General features: G+C 66.7%; 13 protein-coding genes. 8 read left to right on the forward strand and 5 right to left on the reverse strand.

The window, feature by feature from the left end; all coding sequences use genetic code 11:
• Positions 1 to 54: 54 nt before the first annotated feature.
• The 3 genes from ITX31_RS07775 to ITX31_RS07785 all read left to right on the forward strand — a co-directional run bounded on the left by ITX31_RS07775 (position 55) and on the right by ITX31_RS07785 (position 2741).
• Positions 55 to 1482: a PucR family transcriptional regulator gene (locus ITX31_RS07775; protein ID WP_194782855.1), complete on the forward strand. Its 1428-nt coding sequence runs from the start codon at positions 55 to 57 to the stop codon at positions 1480 to 1482.
• Positions 1483 to 1595: 113 nt separating this feature from the next.
• Positions 1596 to 2228 (forward strand): putative glycolipid-binding domain-containing protein, encoded by a 633-nt coding sequence (locus tag ITX31_RS07780; protein WP_194782856.1) that lies wholly within the window; start codon positions 1596 to 1598, stop codon positions 2226 to 2228.
• Positions 2229 to 2318: 90 nt separating this feature from the next.
• A complete protein-coding gene (locus ITX31_RS07785) occupies positions 2319 to 2741 on the forward strand; it encodes a hypothetical protein (protein WP_194782857.1) in 423 nt (140 codons plus the stop codon).
• Positions 2742 to 2827: 86 nt separating this feature from the next.
• Here ITX31_RS07785 and ITX31_RS07790 read toward each other — a convergent pair whose 3' ends face one another.
• The 3 genes from ITX31_RS07790 to ITX31_RS07800 all read right to left on the reverse strand — a co-directional run bounded on the left by ITX31_RS07790 (position 2828) and on the right by ITX31_RS07800 (position 5979).
• A complete protein-coding gene (locus ITX31_RS07790) occupies positions 2828 to 3838 on the reverse strand; it encodes a polyprenyl synthetase family protein (protein ID WP_194783562.1) in 1011 nt (336 codons plus the stop codon).
• 87 nt (positions 3839 to 3925) lie between these two features.
• Positions 3926 to 5263 (reverse strand): geranylgeranyl reductase family protein, encoded by a 1338-nt coding sequence (locus tag ITX31_RS07795; protein WP_194782858.1) that lies wholly within the window; start codon positions 5261 to 5263, stop codon positions 3926 to 3928.
• Complete coding sequence (locus ITX31_RS07800; RefSeq protein WP_194782859.1) at positions 5260 to 5979, reverse strand: demethylmenaquinone methyltransferase; 720 nt, start codon at positions 5977 to 5979, stop codon at positions 5260 to 5262. Before ITX31_RS07800 ends, ITX31_RS07795 begins: the two co-directional genes overlap by 4 nt.
• A gap of 143 nt (positions 5980 to 6122) precedes the next feature.
• On the opposite strand from ITX31_RS07800, the gene ITX31_RS07805 reads away from it, so the two are divergent.
• From ITX31_RS07805 to ITX31_RS07825, 5 genes are all read left to right on the forward strand, one after another.
• On the forward strand, positions 6123 to 7442 hold the full coding sequence (locus ITX31_RS07805) for an isochorismate synthase (protein ID WP_228529103.1): 1320 nt from the start codon (positions 6123 to 6125) through the stop codon (positions 7440 to 7442).
• Between the two features lie 99 nt (positions 7443 to 7541).
• Entirely contained in the window at positions 7542 to 8327 is a 786-nt protein-coding gene (locus ITX31_RS07810) for a basic amino acid ABC transporter substrate-binding protein (protein ID WP_194782860.1), read from the forward strand.
• Positions 8328 to 8513: 186 nt separating this feature from the next.
• A complete protein-coding gene (locus tag ITX31_RS07815; protein WP_194782861.1) occupies positions 8514 to 9296 on the forward strand; it encodes a basic amino acid ABC transporter substrate-binding protein in 783 nt (260 codons plus the stop codon).
• 73 nt (positions 9297 to 9369) lie between these two features.
• Positions 9370 to 10155, forward strand: coding sequence for an amino acid ABC transporter permease (locus tag ITX31_RS07820; RefSeq protein WP_194782862.1), 786 nt, complete (start codon positions 9370 to 9372; stop codon positions 10153 to 10155).
• Between the two features lie 6 nt (positions 10156 to 10161).
• Positions 10162 to 10923, forward strand: coding sequence for an amino acid ABC transporter ATP-binding protein (locus ITX31_RS07825; RefSeq protein WP_323745614.1), 762 nt, complete (start codon positions 10162 to 10164; stop codon positions 10921 to 10923).
• A 132-nt stretch (positions 10924 to 11055) separates the two neighbouring features.
• Here ITX31_RS07825 and menD read toward each other — a convergent pair whose 3' ends face one another.
• Together menD and ITX31_RS07835 are read right to left on the reverse strand one after the other, a co-directional pair.
• Positions 11056 to 12759: a 2-succinyl-5-enolpyruvyl-6-hydroxy-3-cyclohexene-1-carboxylic-acid synthase gene (menD, locus tag ITX31_RS07830; RefSeq protein WP_323745615.1), complete on the reverse strand. Its 1704-nt coding sequence runs from the start codon at positions 12757 to 12759 to the stop codon at positions 11056 to 11058.
• Positions 12760 to 12856: 97 nt separating this feature from the next.
• Positions 12857 to 13858: an o-succinylbenzoate synthase gene (locus tag ITX31_RS07835; RefSeq protein WP_194782863.1), complete on the reverse strand. Its 1002-nt coding sequence runs from the start codon at positions 13856 to 13858 to the stop codon at positions 12857 to 12859.
• Positions 13859 to 13937 lie beyond the last annotated feature (79 nt).

Genomic DNA, 13937 nt, shown 5'->3' on the forward strand with positions numbered 1-13937 from the left:
GACATCTTATGGTTGCGGTGCAACCGCCCAAAGGAGTGCCCTTATAGTTGTTGCGTGCCTATCTCGCTCACAGATCTGCTGTCCGCCAGGGACCTGGACCTCGCCATCCGCGGCAGCGCTGCGGCAACCCCGGTACCGGTCCAGTGGGTTGCCGTAACTGAACTCGAAGACCCCTCGCCCTTCCTCAGCGGCGGCGAAGTGGTGCTCACAACGGGAATGCGCCAGCGGACCGGAGCAGTGCAGCGCCGGTTCGTGGAGAGCGTGCACCGGGCTGGCGCGCTGGCGATCGGCTTTGGGACCGGGCTCAGCCTGGACCGGGTGCCCGGCCCCCTGCTGGAAGAAGCCAACCGGCTGGGGCTGCCCGTTTTCGAAGTGCCCTACCGCACCCCGTTCATAGCCGTGGGGAAGCTGGTGGCGGACGCGTTGTCGGCGGACCACGTGGAACAGCTCCAGGAACTTCTCTCCGGGCATCAGGTGCTGGCCAGGGCCCTGCTCTCGGGCCGCGGGCTGACTGGGCTGTTAAAGGACCTGGCCGAAATCCTGGGCACCCAGGTTGCCCTGCAGCAGTACGGCACCGAGGTCTTTTCCACCGGCGTCCCGGGGGGCGGCCCGGAAGCGGAGACCGCCTGGCACCGGGTGCCGATCGCCACCGGCATGCGGGACCGCTGCGTCCTCTCCGTCGCCAAGCCCTTCGGCCACCCGGATCTTCTTGCCTACGCCCAGAGCCTCATCAGCGTGGAATTGAACAACCAGGCCGGGCGCCGGGTGAGCGAACGGGCGGTCAACGGCCAGCTGCTCGATGACATCGTGGCAGGCAAACTTACCGGCCAGGACGCCGTACACCGGCTGCGGGCCGCCGGCGTCAGTACGGAACGGCGGCAGCTGACGCTCCTGGTGGAAGCCGGCGCGGCGCAGGCCAAGCTGCTCGCCTCCCTGCCGCTGCCGCCGGCCCTGCAGGACGCTGTGAGTGCCACCTGCGAGGACCGGCTGGCCGTCTGGGTGCCCGACGGCGATCCGGCGGTCCTCGCCGCAGAGCTTGGCGGCTACCTGCAGGAAGCAGGTATTCCGGCGAAGGTGGGCGTGGGCGGTGCCTACGCTGAACCGGCCGGGCTGCGCTGGGGGTACTACGAGGCCAAGGAAGGCCTGCTCCGGGGTGCCGCCGTCAACGAACCGGACCGGCTGAGCCTGGCGTCGCTGCTGATGGCGAGCCGTGACGTTCCGCTGGCTGACCTGGCGGCCGAGGCACTGGACCCGCTGCTGGCCTTCGATGCTGCCCACGACGCGGAGCTGGTCCCAACCCTCGAGAAGTACCTGGCCGTGAACGGGTCCGTGGCAAAGGTGGCCCAGGCCCTCGGCCTGCACCGGAACACCGTGCGCTACCGGCTCACGCAGATCGCTGACCTCTCCGGTTACGATCCCGCCGTGACAGCCGACCGCGTGCATCTGTACCTCGCGCTGAACGTGCGGCGGCTCACCGCCTAGGCGGCCGGCGGGCGTCCCGGTCAGCGTCCCGGCCGGCGCAGCCCGGGCCGGAGCACAGGCCCGCCGGGCGCTGCCGTTTTGTGCCGGTTTAGGGCGGACTTTACGCTGTAGGGATGGACACGCCAGCTAAGCCCGCCAGGACCCTTCACTGGGCGGGCATCGACGACCCCGGACGCCGGGATTCCGCGGTCGTCTCCTTTCGCGACGGCGAGCTGGCAGCCAGCGGCACGTCAACCTGCGGCGACTATGGCGCCACCTGGTCACTGTCCACCTCCCCCGGCTGGGTTACCCGCAGGCTGGAGGTGAAGGTGACCGGGAACGGCTGGTCGCGTTCACTCGAGCTCGTCCGGTCCATCGAGGGACGCTGGAATTCCCACGTCAGCACCAGCGGCACCGTGGACCTGCCCGCTCCCGGGATAGAAGACCCCCGGTCGCTGGACAATGCCCAGGACTGCGACCTTGGGCTGTGCCCCCTTACGAACACAATGCCGATCCTTCGGCTGGACCTGCTCAACAGCTCAGCCCCGCCGGATGAAACCAGGCTGACGATGGCCTGGGTGGAAATGCCCAGTCTCCGGGTCCTTGCCAGCGAGCAGGTTTACTCCCAGGTTTCCCCCTACCGGGACGAACGCGGCAACGCCGTAGTCCTCTACTCCTCCGACTCAGGCGGGTTCACCGCCGAGATCACCGTGGATTCCGACGGCGTGGTGCTGGATTACCCTGGCCTGGCCCGCCGCACTGACTGAGCAGACCCGCCGCCCGCGGCCCGTCAGGCACCGCGGCCGGCCGCGGCTAGGATAGAAGTACGTCCGCCTGCAACGTTGGAGCCCCCCGCAATGAGTGAAATGTTCCTCGATAAGTTCCGTGCCCTCGTCCCGAAGTACCTCGAGGACAATTGGCGTCCCGAGGACGGGATGAGCGCCGATGAACTCGACGAAATGCTCGATGAGCATGACTTCTCCATTCCGCTGGTCCTGCGTGAGTTCTACCTCGCGCTGGGCGGCTGCGAGGACCTCATGGAGGCATACCACTTCTTCTGGGATCCCGATGAGCTTGAACTCGAAGACGGGTTCCTGCTGTTCCTGGAGGATGAGGATGAGAAGTTCGCCTGGGGCTTCCGTGCCGACCAGCTGGACGTACCGGATCCCATCGTGTGGCGGCGGAACAATGCCCGTGGCGAATGGCAGAGCGAAGAGGGAACCTTCAGCGAATACGTCTTTGACATGTTCGAGTGGGTCTTCGAAGACGATGAAGACTAGCGCTTAAACGCAGAACGGCTGCCCGGTGTCCATCGGGCAGCCGTTCTGCGTTTACGGGATGAAGCGGGGAATCGGGGTACAGGATCCTAGGCTTCGCGCTCCACGACGGCTTCGGCAAAGGCCGTGAGTGAGGACTTGATGACGGAGTCCGGCATCGGTGCCAGCGCAGCAACGGCGTCCGCGGCCCACTGGCGGGCAACCTCCCACGCTTCGGCGGTGGCGCGGTTGCCGCGGACAGCCGCGACGGCGGCGGCCAGGGCCTCGTCAGAGGTCAGGTCCGAGTCCACCAGTTCCAGCACCGCGGCGGCCTCGGCATCCCCGGCGGCAGCATTGCGGCGCAGCAGCAGCACCGGCAGGGTGGGGACGCCCTCCCGCAGGTCCGTTCCCGGGGTCTTACCGGACTTGTCCTGCAGGCCTGCCACGTCAATCACGTCATCGGCGAGCTGGAAGGCAACGCCCACCTTTTCACCGTAATCGACCATGATCTCGACGGTCTGCGGGTCGGCTCCGCCGAACAGTGCACCCAGCTGGCCTGAGGCCGCGATCAGGGAGCCGGTCTTCCCGGCAATGACTGAGAGGTAGTGGGCCAGGGGATCTTCGCCGTCGGCCGGGCCCATGGTCTCCTGCAGCTGGCCCATGACCAGACGCTCAAAGGTGCGGGCCTGGATTCCCAGGGCTTCAGCTCCCAGCAGCGAGACCAGGGAAGACGCCCGGGCGAAGATCAGGTCGCCGGTGAGGACGGCTACTGAGTTACCCCAGACCTCGTGTGCCGTTGGGGCACCGCGGCGCACCGGCGCTGAGTCCATCACGTCATCGTGGTAGAGGGTGGCAAGGTGCGTCAGCTCAACGACGACGGCGGCCATCCGCACCTCGTCGCTGCCGGGGTTCGGGCCCAGATGGGAAGCAAGCAGGACCAGCAGGGGCCGCACGCGCTTGCCGCCTGCTTCCATCAGGTGCCGGGAGGTTGCGTCCGCGAAGGGATCGGAGTTGGCGATCGCCTCGCGCAGTTCCTCTTCGACCTTTTCCAGTCCAGCCACAATGGCAGGACCCAGGACTGGGTCTTCCGCGAGGGGGGTGAACCCGGGAGGCAGCGCCATCTCGGCGTCCCCGAGGGCATCCGGGCTGGCATTGGTGGATTCAGTCACTGTTCAAGGCTAACTTCTCGTGGGGACGGGTTGGCAGGGTCATACTCTGGCATCGCGGCCCGCGCCGCGTACGGGCTGCGGCACGCCGTCCTGGTTGGAAGCGGCAGGAACCAGCATTTCCAGCAACGCAATCACTCTATCCTCGATCCGGCGCGGCGAGGTGTCCGTGAGGTTGGCCAGCATACGCACCACGAAACGCATCAGGACGGGGATCGGCATTCCGGTTCGAAGCGCCAGCTTCATCACGGCTGGTTTGCCGATGAGGCCCGCGAACACACGCCCCAGGGTGAAATGGCCGCCCCACTCGGACCGGACACGCCCGGCGTAACCTTCAAGCGCGGCGTCGTAGGCTGCGTGCGGAGCCAGGATTCCGGGGGTCCTTCGGGCCTGCTCGGCGGAAACTATGTAATCCGCCGCGAAGCGCGCTGACTCCATGGCGTAGGAAATACCTTCGCCGTTGAACGGGCTGACCATGCCGCCTGCGTCGCCAAGCAGGAGCAGGCCGGGAGAATAGTGCGGGGTGCGGTTGAACCCCATGGGAAGTGCCGCGCCGCGGATCTCACCAACTTGGTTCTCCGGCGTGAAGCCCCATTCCCCGGGCATTCCGGCGGTCCAGTCTCGCAGGACCTGACGGTAATCAAGCCGGCCGAACTCCTTCGAGGAATTCAGGATGCCCAGGCCCACATTGGAGGTTCCGTCACCGACGCCGAAGACCCAGCCGTAGCCCGGCAGCGGGTTGCCCGCGGCGTCGGGCAGTTCCAGCCAGCCTTCCATCCAGTCATCGTTGGTCCGAGGTGAGGTGAAGTAAGTGCGCACCGCAACACCCAGCGGACGGTCATCCCGCTTTTCAAGCCCCAGGCTCAGCGCGGTCCGAGTGGAGTTGCCGTCGGCGGCCAGCACGACGTCGGCGGCGAACTTCCGCACCTCGCCCGTCTTCCGGCCGTTTTCGTCAAGGACATTCGCGACGACGCCGCACACCCGTCCGTCGTCGTCCCGGAGCGCCTCGGTGACGCTGTGGCGTTCAAGGATACGGGCACCGGCGGTGCGGGCGTGCCGCGCTAGTTCCTCGTCAAAGCCAAGGCGCGTGCGGACCAGGCCGTAGGAAGGGAAGTCGTCCAGGTCCGGCCAGGGCAGTTCGATGGTGCGACCGGCAGCAATCAGGCGCAGGCCCTTGTTGCGGCGCCAGCCCTCGGCTTCCTGATGCGGCAGGCCCAGGAGCTGGATTTCCCGGACGGCGCGCGGGGTGAGGCCGTCGCCGCAGACCTTTTCGCGCGGAAACGCTGTCTTTTCCAGCACCGTCACGTCAATCCCGGCAGAGGCCAGGTAGTAGGCGGCTGTGGAACCGGCCGGGCCGGCGCCGACAATGAGGACGCTCACGCTCCGGCGGCCTCCGCAGGCTTTGCGGGCTTTACGGCGCGGTGGATGGCAACGATGCCGCCTGAAAGGTTGCGGTAGGCGACGCTTTTCCAGCCCTCTGCGGCAATCCAGCCGGCCAGTTCGTCCTGGTTCGGCCAGGCGCGGATCGACTCGGCGAGGTAGACGTAGGCATCCGGGTTCGAAGCCACCTTGCGTGCAATCGGCGGCAGGGCGCGCATCAGGTATTCGGTATACATCGTCCGCCACAGCGGAACAACCGGCGAGGAGAACTCGGCGATGACCAGCTTGCCGCCGGGCCTGGTCACGCGGAGCATCTCTGCCAGGGCCTTCTTCGGCTCGTTGACGTTGCGCAGGCCAAAGGAAATGGTCGTGGCGTCGAAGGAGTCGTCTTCGAAGGGCAGGTTAGTGGCGTCTCCGGCGACGAAGTCGATGTCCGGGCGGCGGCGCTTGCCCACCTTGAGCATTCCCAGGGAGAAGTCGCAGGCAACAACCGAAACGCCGGCGTCTGCATAGGGCTCGCTGGAGGTGCCGGTGCCGGCTGCGAGGTCCAGCACGCGGGACCCCGGACGGGCGCCGACGGCGTCGACCACCAGGCGCCGCCAGCGGCGGGTCTGGCCCATGGACAGCACATCGTTGACGATGTCGTACTTGGGGGCCACCTCATCAAACATGGCAGCGACTTCATCGGGGCGTTTTTCCAAAGTTGCGCGCTTCACCCGCTCATTGTCTCAAACAAAGCGCAGGCCGCCGAACCGGCGTGCGGCGGTTTGTCTTTGGCCACATACCCGTGTGTTGCCTGACGCTGCCCGCGCTCCGGGATGTGGGGCTGCCGGGGAGGCGGAGTAGGGTTGGAGGCATTATGACCACCCTGCGTTCCCTCACGATTCCCCTGGGCGTGCCGTCGGCCGCCGTCGGGCTGCTGGAGTACCTGGTCCGCAACGACCAGCTTTGCTGGATCCGCCACGGCGAAGGCCTGGTGGGATTCGGAGAAGTCCTGCGCCACACCTCCACCGGCCCGGACCGTTTCGACTCCGCCCGTAACTGGTGGAACGCCGTCCTCACCGGCGCTCAGGTTGAGGACCAGGTACAGGTTCCCGGAACCGGACTGGCCGCCTTCGGCTCCTTCGCTTTCTCCAAGCGCTCCCCCTTCCTCTCCCGCGTAGTGGTGCCGGAAATCATTGTCGGCTCCCGCAACGGCACTGCCTGGGTCACGCAGACCACTCTCGACCCGAATGCCGTCCTGGACCGTGACTCCGTGGCCACTGCCCTCGCCGGTTACCTTGAAGAGATTTCCGCTGACTCGATGTCCCTTGGCAGCGACACCATCCTTCCGGGGATGCTTTCCGAATCCGAGTGGAAGAACGCGGTCGCCCGGTCCGTGGCCCACATTGCGGCCGGAGAACTGAGCAAGATCGTGCTGGCGCGGGACATCGTTGCCAGCCTCCCCGCTCCCATCGCGACGGCGCAGGTCCTGCGGGAACTCGCGCTGCGCTACGAGAGCTGCTGGACCTACTCCGTGGACGGGCTCATCGGCTCCACACCGGAAATGCTGATAAAGGTGGAGGACGGCAAGGCCCGTGCCCGTGTCCTGGCCGGCACCCTGGACCGTGCCACTGCCCCGCTGGATGATCCGGACTATGCCAAGCGGGTCCTGGCCGGCTCGGAGAAGCAGCAGCACGAACATGCGATCGCCATCGACTCGGTGACCACCCGGCTGGAACCGTTCACCTCCTCCATGACCTCGCACAGTGAGCCGTTTGTCCTGGAGCTGCCCAACGTCTGGCATCTTGCCTCGGATGTCACCGCCGAGCTGCGGACAGCAGGCGGCGGTGTTCCAAGCTCGCTGGACCTGGTCGAAGCACTGCATCCGACGGCCGCTGTCTGCGGGTATCCCACCAGCGTTGCCGGAGAGCTGATCAGTGAACTTGAACACATGGACCGCGGCCCGTATGCCGGTCCCGTTGGCTGGTTCGACGGCGCCGGCAACGGGGAATGGGGTATTGCACTGCGCGGTGCCGTGATCGAAGACCCCCAGGCTGTCCGCCTCTTCGCGGGCTGCGGGATCGTATCGGGTTCCAACCCGGCCGCGGAGCTGGAGGAAACCTGGTCAAAGTTCCGTCCCATGCTCGAGGCCCTGGGACTGGACCGTGCCCGGGTCCTCTCCGGCCAGGCTTCCTGAGCGGCGCGTACAATTTATTCCCGTAAGCACGGCTTTCTGCCGTCTTCTCCTGCCCCCACCGGAGCCGAAAGCTCCGTTTCGACCTGAGGTTCTAACCCAATGCACCACAAAGCACGCAAAGCCGCCGCCGCTGTCCTGGCCGTCGGTGCCCTCAGCCTCGCAGCCTGCGGCTCGGGGTCCGGTTCAGCTGACGAGTCCGGCCTGGGACTGGTCAATGACGGCACGCTGACTGTTTGCTCCAACCTGCCGTTCCAGCCCTTCGAATACGTAGATGACAACGGGGACTACGCCGGGTTCGACATGGATCTCTCGCGCGAAATCGCTGCCGGCATGGACTTGGACTGGGAGCTGCAGAACGTCGGCTTTGACGGGCTCCAGAGCGGCACCGTCCTGGCCGCCGGCCAGTGTGACCTGATTGCCGCCGCAGTGACCATCACGGACGAGCGGGCAGACAAGCTTGCTTTCTCCGACCCGTACTACGATTCGCTCCAGTCGCTGCTGGTTCCCGAGGGCTCCTCCGTGCAGTCCCTCGAGGACCTGGCCGGCAAGAAGATTGGCGTGCAGCAGGGCACCACCGGTGAGTCCTACGCCCGGGAGAACGCCGGCGATGCCGAAATCGTCTCCTACCAGTCCGACGCCGAACTGTTCCCCGCCCTGCAGGCAGGCAATATCGATGCCGTCCTCCAGGACCTGCCCGTCAACCTTGACCACACCGACGGCGGTGCCTTCACCATCTCCGCGACGTATGAAACCGATGAAGTGTACGGCTTCGCCATGAAGAAGACCGGAAGCGAAGACCTCGTGGCTGCCGTCAACGCAGAGCTGGCAGAGCTGCGCAGCAACGGCAAGTACCAGGAAATCTACGACAGGTACTTCACCGAATAGCCCATCTGCTGCTGCACGACGGCGCCGGCCTGGCACACAGGCCAGCGCCGTCTGCTGTAAAGGGCACGCCCCGCGTTGTGAGCTGCGGCACCCGAAACGTAATGGATGCGTACAATCGAGACTGCTTACCAACAACGTTCGGGACCGCAGACGGTCCTGCCCGGCACCAAGAGAAGGTACCAATCCATGCCGTACAAAGCACGATCCTCCGTCCTGGCCGCTGCGGCACTGTCCGCCCTTGCCCTCTCGGCCTGCGGCGGCGGCAGCGACAACGCATCCGATTCGGGAATGAACCTGGTTTCCGAAGGCAAACTCACCGTCTGTTCAGACATTCCCTACCCGCCCTTCGAATACGAGGAAAACGGCGAGTACGTGGGCTTCGACATGGACCTCATCAAGGAAATCGCCTCCGGCATGGGCCTGGAAGCCTCCATTCAGGACGTCGGCTTTGACGGCCTGCAGGGCGGCACCGTCCTGGCCGCCGGACAGTGCGACCTGGGTGCCAGTGCCATGACCATCACCGAAGAGCGGCAGAAGAACCTGACGTTCTCAGATCCTTACTACGATTCGCTGCAGTCCATCCTGGTGCCCGAAGGCTCGGACATCACCGGCATCGAAGACCTCGCAGGCAAGAAGGTTGGAGTCCAGCAGGGCACCACCGGCGAGGCCTATGCCAGGGACAACGCCGCCGACGCAGAGATCATCTCCTACCCGTCGGACGCCGAGCTCTTCCCCGCGCTGCAGGCAGGGAATGTCGACGCCGTGCTGCAGGACCTCCCCGTGAACCTGGGACACACGCAGGAGGGCGCATTCACCATCGCCGCGAAGTTCGAGACGGATGAATCCTATGGCTTCGCCATGGCCAAGAACGCGAGCGAAGAACTCGTGTCCGGCGTTAATGAGCAGCTGGCCGAACTGCGTGACAACGGCAAGTACCAGGAAATCTACGACAAGTACTTCACCGAATAACACCGACTGACCCACGGCCGTCCCTGGCACATCCCGCCCGGGACGGCCCTAAACTTCCGCGGAAGGCCTTTACTTGAAACCGTCCACCCGCAGACGCCTCACCCGGGGCATCCTGTACGCCGTCTTCGTCCTGGCAGTTGTTGCCGTAGTCCTGCTTGCTGACTGGCAGGCCATCGGCGTGAACTTCTTCGACCCGGAGGTGGCCCGCGCGGCCTTCCCGACCATCATCACGGTCGCCGTCAAGAACACGATCGTCTACACGATCATCGCGTTCATCGGCGGCCTGATCCTGGGCCTGATCCTGGCCCTGATGAAGCTCTCCCCGGTAGGTCCCTACCGGTGGGCGGCAACCATCTACATCGAGATCTTCCGCGGCCTGCCCGCCCTGCTGGTGATCTTCGCAATGGCCTTCGCCGTCCCGATCGCCTTCTCCTGGCGTCCGCCCGGAGGCAACGCGGGAGCCGGCCTGATCGCCTTGATTATGGTGTCCGGCGCCTACATTGCCGAGACAATCCGTGCAGGCATCCAGGCTGTACCGGCAGGACAGACCGAAGCTGCCCGTTCGCTGGGCATGGGCCCGGCGTGGACCATGGTCTCCGTGACCCTGCCCCAGGCCTTCCGCATCATCACGCCGCCGCTGACCAATGAGCTGGTCATCCTGATCAAGGACACCTCCCTGCTGTTCATTGCGGGCATGGCGATGCAGGACCGGGAGCTGACCACCTTTGCCCGGGATTCGGTCTCGCAGAACGCCAACTCCACCCCGCTGGTCCTGGCTGCGATCATGTACCTGATCATCACCCTGCCGCTGACACAGCTGGTCGCCAAACTCGAACGCCACAACCAGAGAGGCCGGTAGCCCAGCGTGAGCACACCTGCACCTACCCCGTCCGCAGGACACCCCGCCATTGAGGTCCGGAACCTGCACAAGTCCTTCGGTGACAACGAGGTCCTCAAAGGCATCGACTTCCACGTCAACCAGGGCGAAGTCGTCTGTGTGATCGGCCCGTCCGGTTCCGGCAAGTCCACCCTGCTGCGCTGCGTGAACCGGCTGGAGGAACCTACCACGGGCACCATCCGGGTCGAGGGGACGGACATCACGGATCCGGAAACGGACCTGGACGCCGTCCGGACCCGGATCGGCATGGTATTCCAGCAGTTCAACCTCTTCCCGCACCTGAACGTGCTGCAGAACCTGACCCTGGCCCAGCGCCGCGCCAAGAAGCGCGGCAAGGCCGAGGCTGAGGCGACGGCAATGAAGAACCTGGCGAAGGTTGGCCTGGCGGACCGCGGCAAGGCATTCCCGTCCCAGCTCTCCGGCGGCCAGCAGCAGCGCGTGGCCATTGCCCGCGCCCTGTCTATGGACCCGGACATGATGCTCTTTGACGAGCCAACCTCCGCGCTGGATCCGGAGCTGGTCGGCGACGTCCTGGAGGTCATGCGCCAGCTGGCCCGGGAAGGCATGACCATGATGGTGGTGACCCATGAGATGGGCTTCGCCCGCGAAGTTGGCGACCGGGTGGTCTTCATGGACGGCGGCGTCGTCGTGGAACAGGGAGCACCGGAGGCTGTGCTGGGCAACCCGCAGCACGAACGGACGCAGTCCTTCCTCTCCAAGGTTCTCTAGCCCCTATACCTGATGGCTGTGGCCTGCACCTTTTCCGGTGCGTGCCACAGCCATTTTCGGTGCAGTTTCACGTGAGCCGGCGGCGCTGCGTCCTGGCCAGGGGTCCGTATCCGGCCGAGGAAGCTGCGTCTTCTAGCCCAAGGCGTTGCGTACCGCTTCCTGCACCCGCCGGTGCAGGGCACGCAGGCCCGAGCGCTCCACACGCACCTCGATTACGGACCTGCCGCGCACGGGTTCCCGCAGCGCGCCTTCCAGCTCGCCGGCGGTGCCCACCCGCTGGTGCCGCACGCCGTAACCGGCCGCGAGGGCGCCGAGGTCCGCCCGGTGCGGGGTGCCGAAGAAACGCTCCACGACGTCGCGGTACTCCTCGCGTTCGCCCAGTTCGCCGTGCTCCAACGTGGTGAAAATACCGCCGCCTGCGTCGTTCAGTACCACCAGCTGCAGATCGGGCTCGGCCTCGCCGTCTCCCAGGAGCAGGCCCCCGGCGTCATGCAGGAAGGTAAGGTCGCCGAGCAGCAGGCGGGTGGGAATCCCGTTCGCCAGCGCGATGCCGGACGCGGTGGAGATGGTTCCGTCAATGCCGGCCAGCCCGCGGTTGGCGTACACATCCAGCGGGTGCCAGCCGCCTGCGGCGACGAGATCCACATCGCGGATGGTGTTGGAGGAGCCGAGCACGAGGTTGGCGTCAGAGTTGTTCCACACCAGCCCGGCGACGTGGAGTCCGCTGAGCTGCTGCTCCCCGGCCAGCAGGTCCTGGATAGCGTCAGCGGCAGCGTTAGAAGCCCGCTTCCATTCTTCAAGCCACCCGGGCGCTCCCCGTCCGGCGAAGGCGAGAAGGGAGGCGAGGTCCGAGACGATGGTCTCAGGCCGTTTCCCGGGCGTAAACCAGTTCACCGGCCGAGGCACATAGAGCGCTTTCTCCACGTCGGGCCTGGCCAGCAGCGCGGACACCGGCCGGGAGAGGGTGGGCCGCCCGAAGACGACCACCCGTTCTATCTCCGGTCCCAGATCCTGCAGAAGCAGCCGGTATGCGGTAATGGAGTTCGGGCCAAAACGCGCGTTGGAGGACGGCTCGGCCAGAAGCGGCAGGCCGGCACGGCGCGCAAAGATCGCCGCCGCCTCGCCCGCCCCGTCCCCGGCGATGACCACCGTGCGGCGTGTCCCTCCCAGCACCGCAAGCGCCCCCGGGGTTTCCTCGGCAGCGGCCGCCGGCAGCGTCCCGAAGGTACCCTGCGGTGCGGCGTCGACCGCGTCCGCCTCCGTGGGAACCAGTGGATCACGGAACTGCAGGTTGATGTGGACCGGGCCGGCGGGGACGGCTCCGCCGAGCTTGGCAAAGGCGGCGGCGATGGGTCCGGAGGGATCCATTCCGGCTTCGACGTCCGCCGCGGCTGCCGGGAACCGGCCGAAAATGCCGTCCTGGACGGTGGTCTGGTTCGCTCCGGTTCCGTGCAGCTCCGCCGGACGGTCCGCGGAGAGCACCACCAGCGGGACACCGGCGTGGTGGGCTTCCATGACGGCCGGCACCAGCTCGCCGACGGCGGTTCCCGACGTCGTCACGACCGCCGCGGGGCGTGCCCCGCCCCGGGCGAGTCCGAGGGCGGTGAAACCCGCGACGCGCTCGTCGATGCGGACGTGCACGTGGACCAGCCCCTGCGACTGGGCCTCGGCCAGCGCATACGCCAGGGGCGCGCTGCGGGACCCGGGCGCGAGGACCACATCACGGACGCCGGTGCGGGCAAGGGCCGCGATGGCCGACCGTGCCGCCTGCAGGGAACTGAGGGAAACGCCTTTAGCGGCTGACAGCTGGCTGGAGGACAAGGAGGATCCGGTCACGTCTCCATACTGTCACTTCAACCTCCCCGCCCCGCCCGTTTCGACGCATGAGGGTGGATCCCCGCCCTTCTTTGGCGGCGTCCTGCCCGAGACGCCGTCAGGCAGCAGGGAAAGCCAGCTGTGCGTGCACCCGCGCCAGCCGGTCCAGCCACCACTGCCGGCGGGTCGGATCCGCCGCGTAACGTTCCAGCAGCTCCTCCGACACCGGCACCTCGCGCACTGCCAGCGCGCCGCGGTCGGGCACCAGCGGCTCGCCGGTGACGTCTCCTTCCATCAGGGACAGTGTTCCCAGCCCGCAGGCGTAGGGAAGGTCCGGCAGGCTGGCTGCGAGCGCAACTCCGGCCCGGATACCCACGGACGTGTCCAGTGCGGAACTGACGACGGCGGGGAGCCCGGCCGCTGCCACCAGGTCCAGAGCACGGCGCACCCCGCCGAGCGGCGCAGCCTTCACAATGATCAGGTCCGCAGCGTCCTCGCGCGCCACCAGCAGCGGATCGGTCTCCCTGCGAACGCTCTCGTCGGCAGCGACCAGCACCGGAATACCCCGGCGCCGGAGTTCCCGGCGCACGGCCCTGAGTCCGGGGATGCCGGCAACGGGCTGCTCCGCGTATTCAAGGCCCGCATCGGCCAGTGCCTCAAGGGCAGCGACGGCGCTTGCTTCGTCCCAGCCGCCATTGGCGTCAACCCGAATCCCGGCGTGCGGCAGCAGCCGGCGCACCTCAGCCACGCGGGCCAGGTCCTCGGCGACGCTTTGCCCGCGTTCGGCTACCTTGACCTTCACCGCGGGGACCTCGCCGAACCGGGACAGGACCTTTTCTACCTGTTCCACGTTCACGGCGGGCACGGTGCCGTTAACGGGCACCGAGCTGCGCACCGGTTCCGGATACCCATCCCAGGCTGCCTCGATGCCTGCTGCCAGCCAGGCGGCTGCCTCCTGCTCGCCGTACTCCGGGAAGGGCGAGAACTCGCCCCAACCTGCCGGGCCGCGGAAAACCAGCGCTTCGCGGTGCAGGATGCCGCGGAACTTCACCCGCATTGGCAGCCTGACAACATGGGCATTTTCCTGCAGTTCGGACAGTGACGGGATGGTCTTTTCCACCCGGCCAGCCTACCGCGCCGGTCCAATCGGGCGCCGGACCGAACGTCTTTGGCCCGGCGCCTGCCACTGCCCCCCCCCC

This window comes from Arthrobacter gandavensis, assembly GCF_015355785.1.
Taxonomy (GTDB): Bacteria; Actinomycetota; Actinomycetes; order Actinomycetales; family Micrococcaceae; genus Arthrobacter_B; species Arthrobacter_B gandavensis_A.

What these genes read in the sequence shown, in the direction of transcription:
- ITX31_RS07780 (WP_194782856.1), top strand. Translation starts at nt 1,596, where the DNA reads ATGGACACGCCAGCTAAGCCCGCCAGGACCCTTCACTGGGCGGGCATC.
- ITX31_RS07785 (WP_194782857.1), top strand. Translation starts at nt 2,319, where the DNA reads ATGAGTGAAATGTTCCTCGATAAGTTCCGTGCCCTCGTCCCGAAGTAC.
- ITX31_RS07790 (WP_194783562.1), bottom strand. Translation starts at nt 3,838, where the DNA reads ATGGCGCTGCCTCCCGGGTTCACCCCCCTCGCGGAAGACCCAGTCCTG.
- ITX31_RS07805 (WP_228529103.1), top strand. Translation starts at nt 6,123, where the DNA reads ATGACCACCCTGCGTTCCCTCACGATTCCCCTGGGCGTGCCGTCGGCC.
- ITX31_RS07810 (WP_194782860.1), top strand. Translation starts at nt 7,542, where the DNA reads ATGCACCACAAAGCACGCAAAGCCGCCGCCGCTGTCCTGGCCGTCGGT.
- ITX31_RS07815 (WP_194782861.1), top strand. Translation starts at nt 8,514, where the DNA reads ATGCCGTACAAAGCACGATCCTCCGTCCTGGCCGCTGCGGCACTGTCC.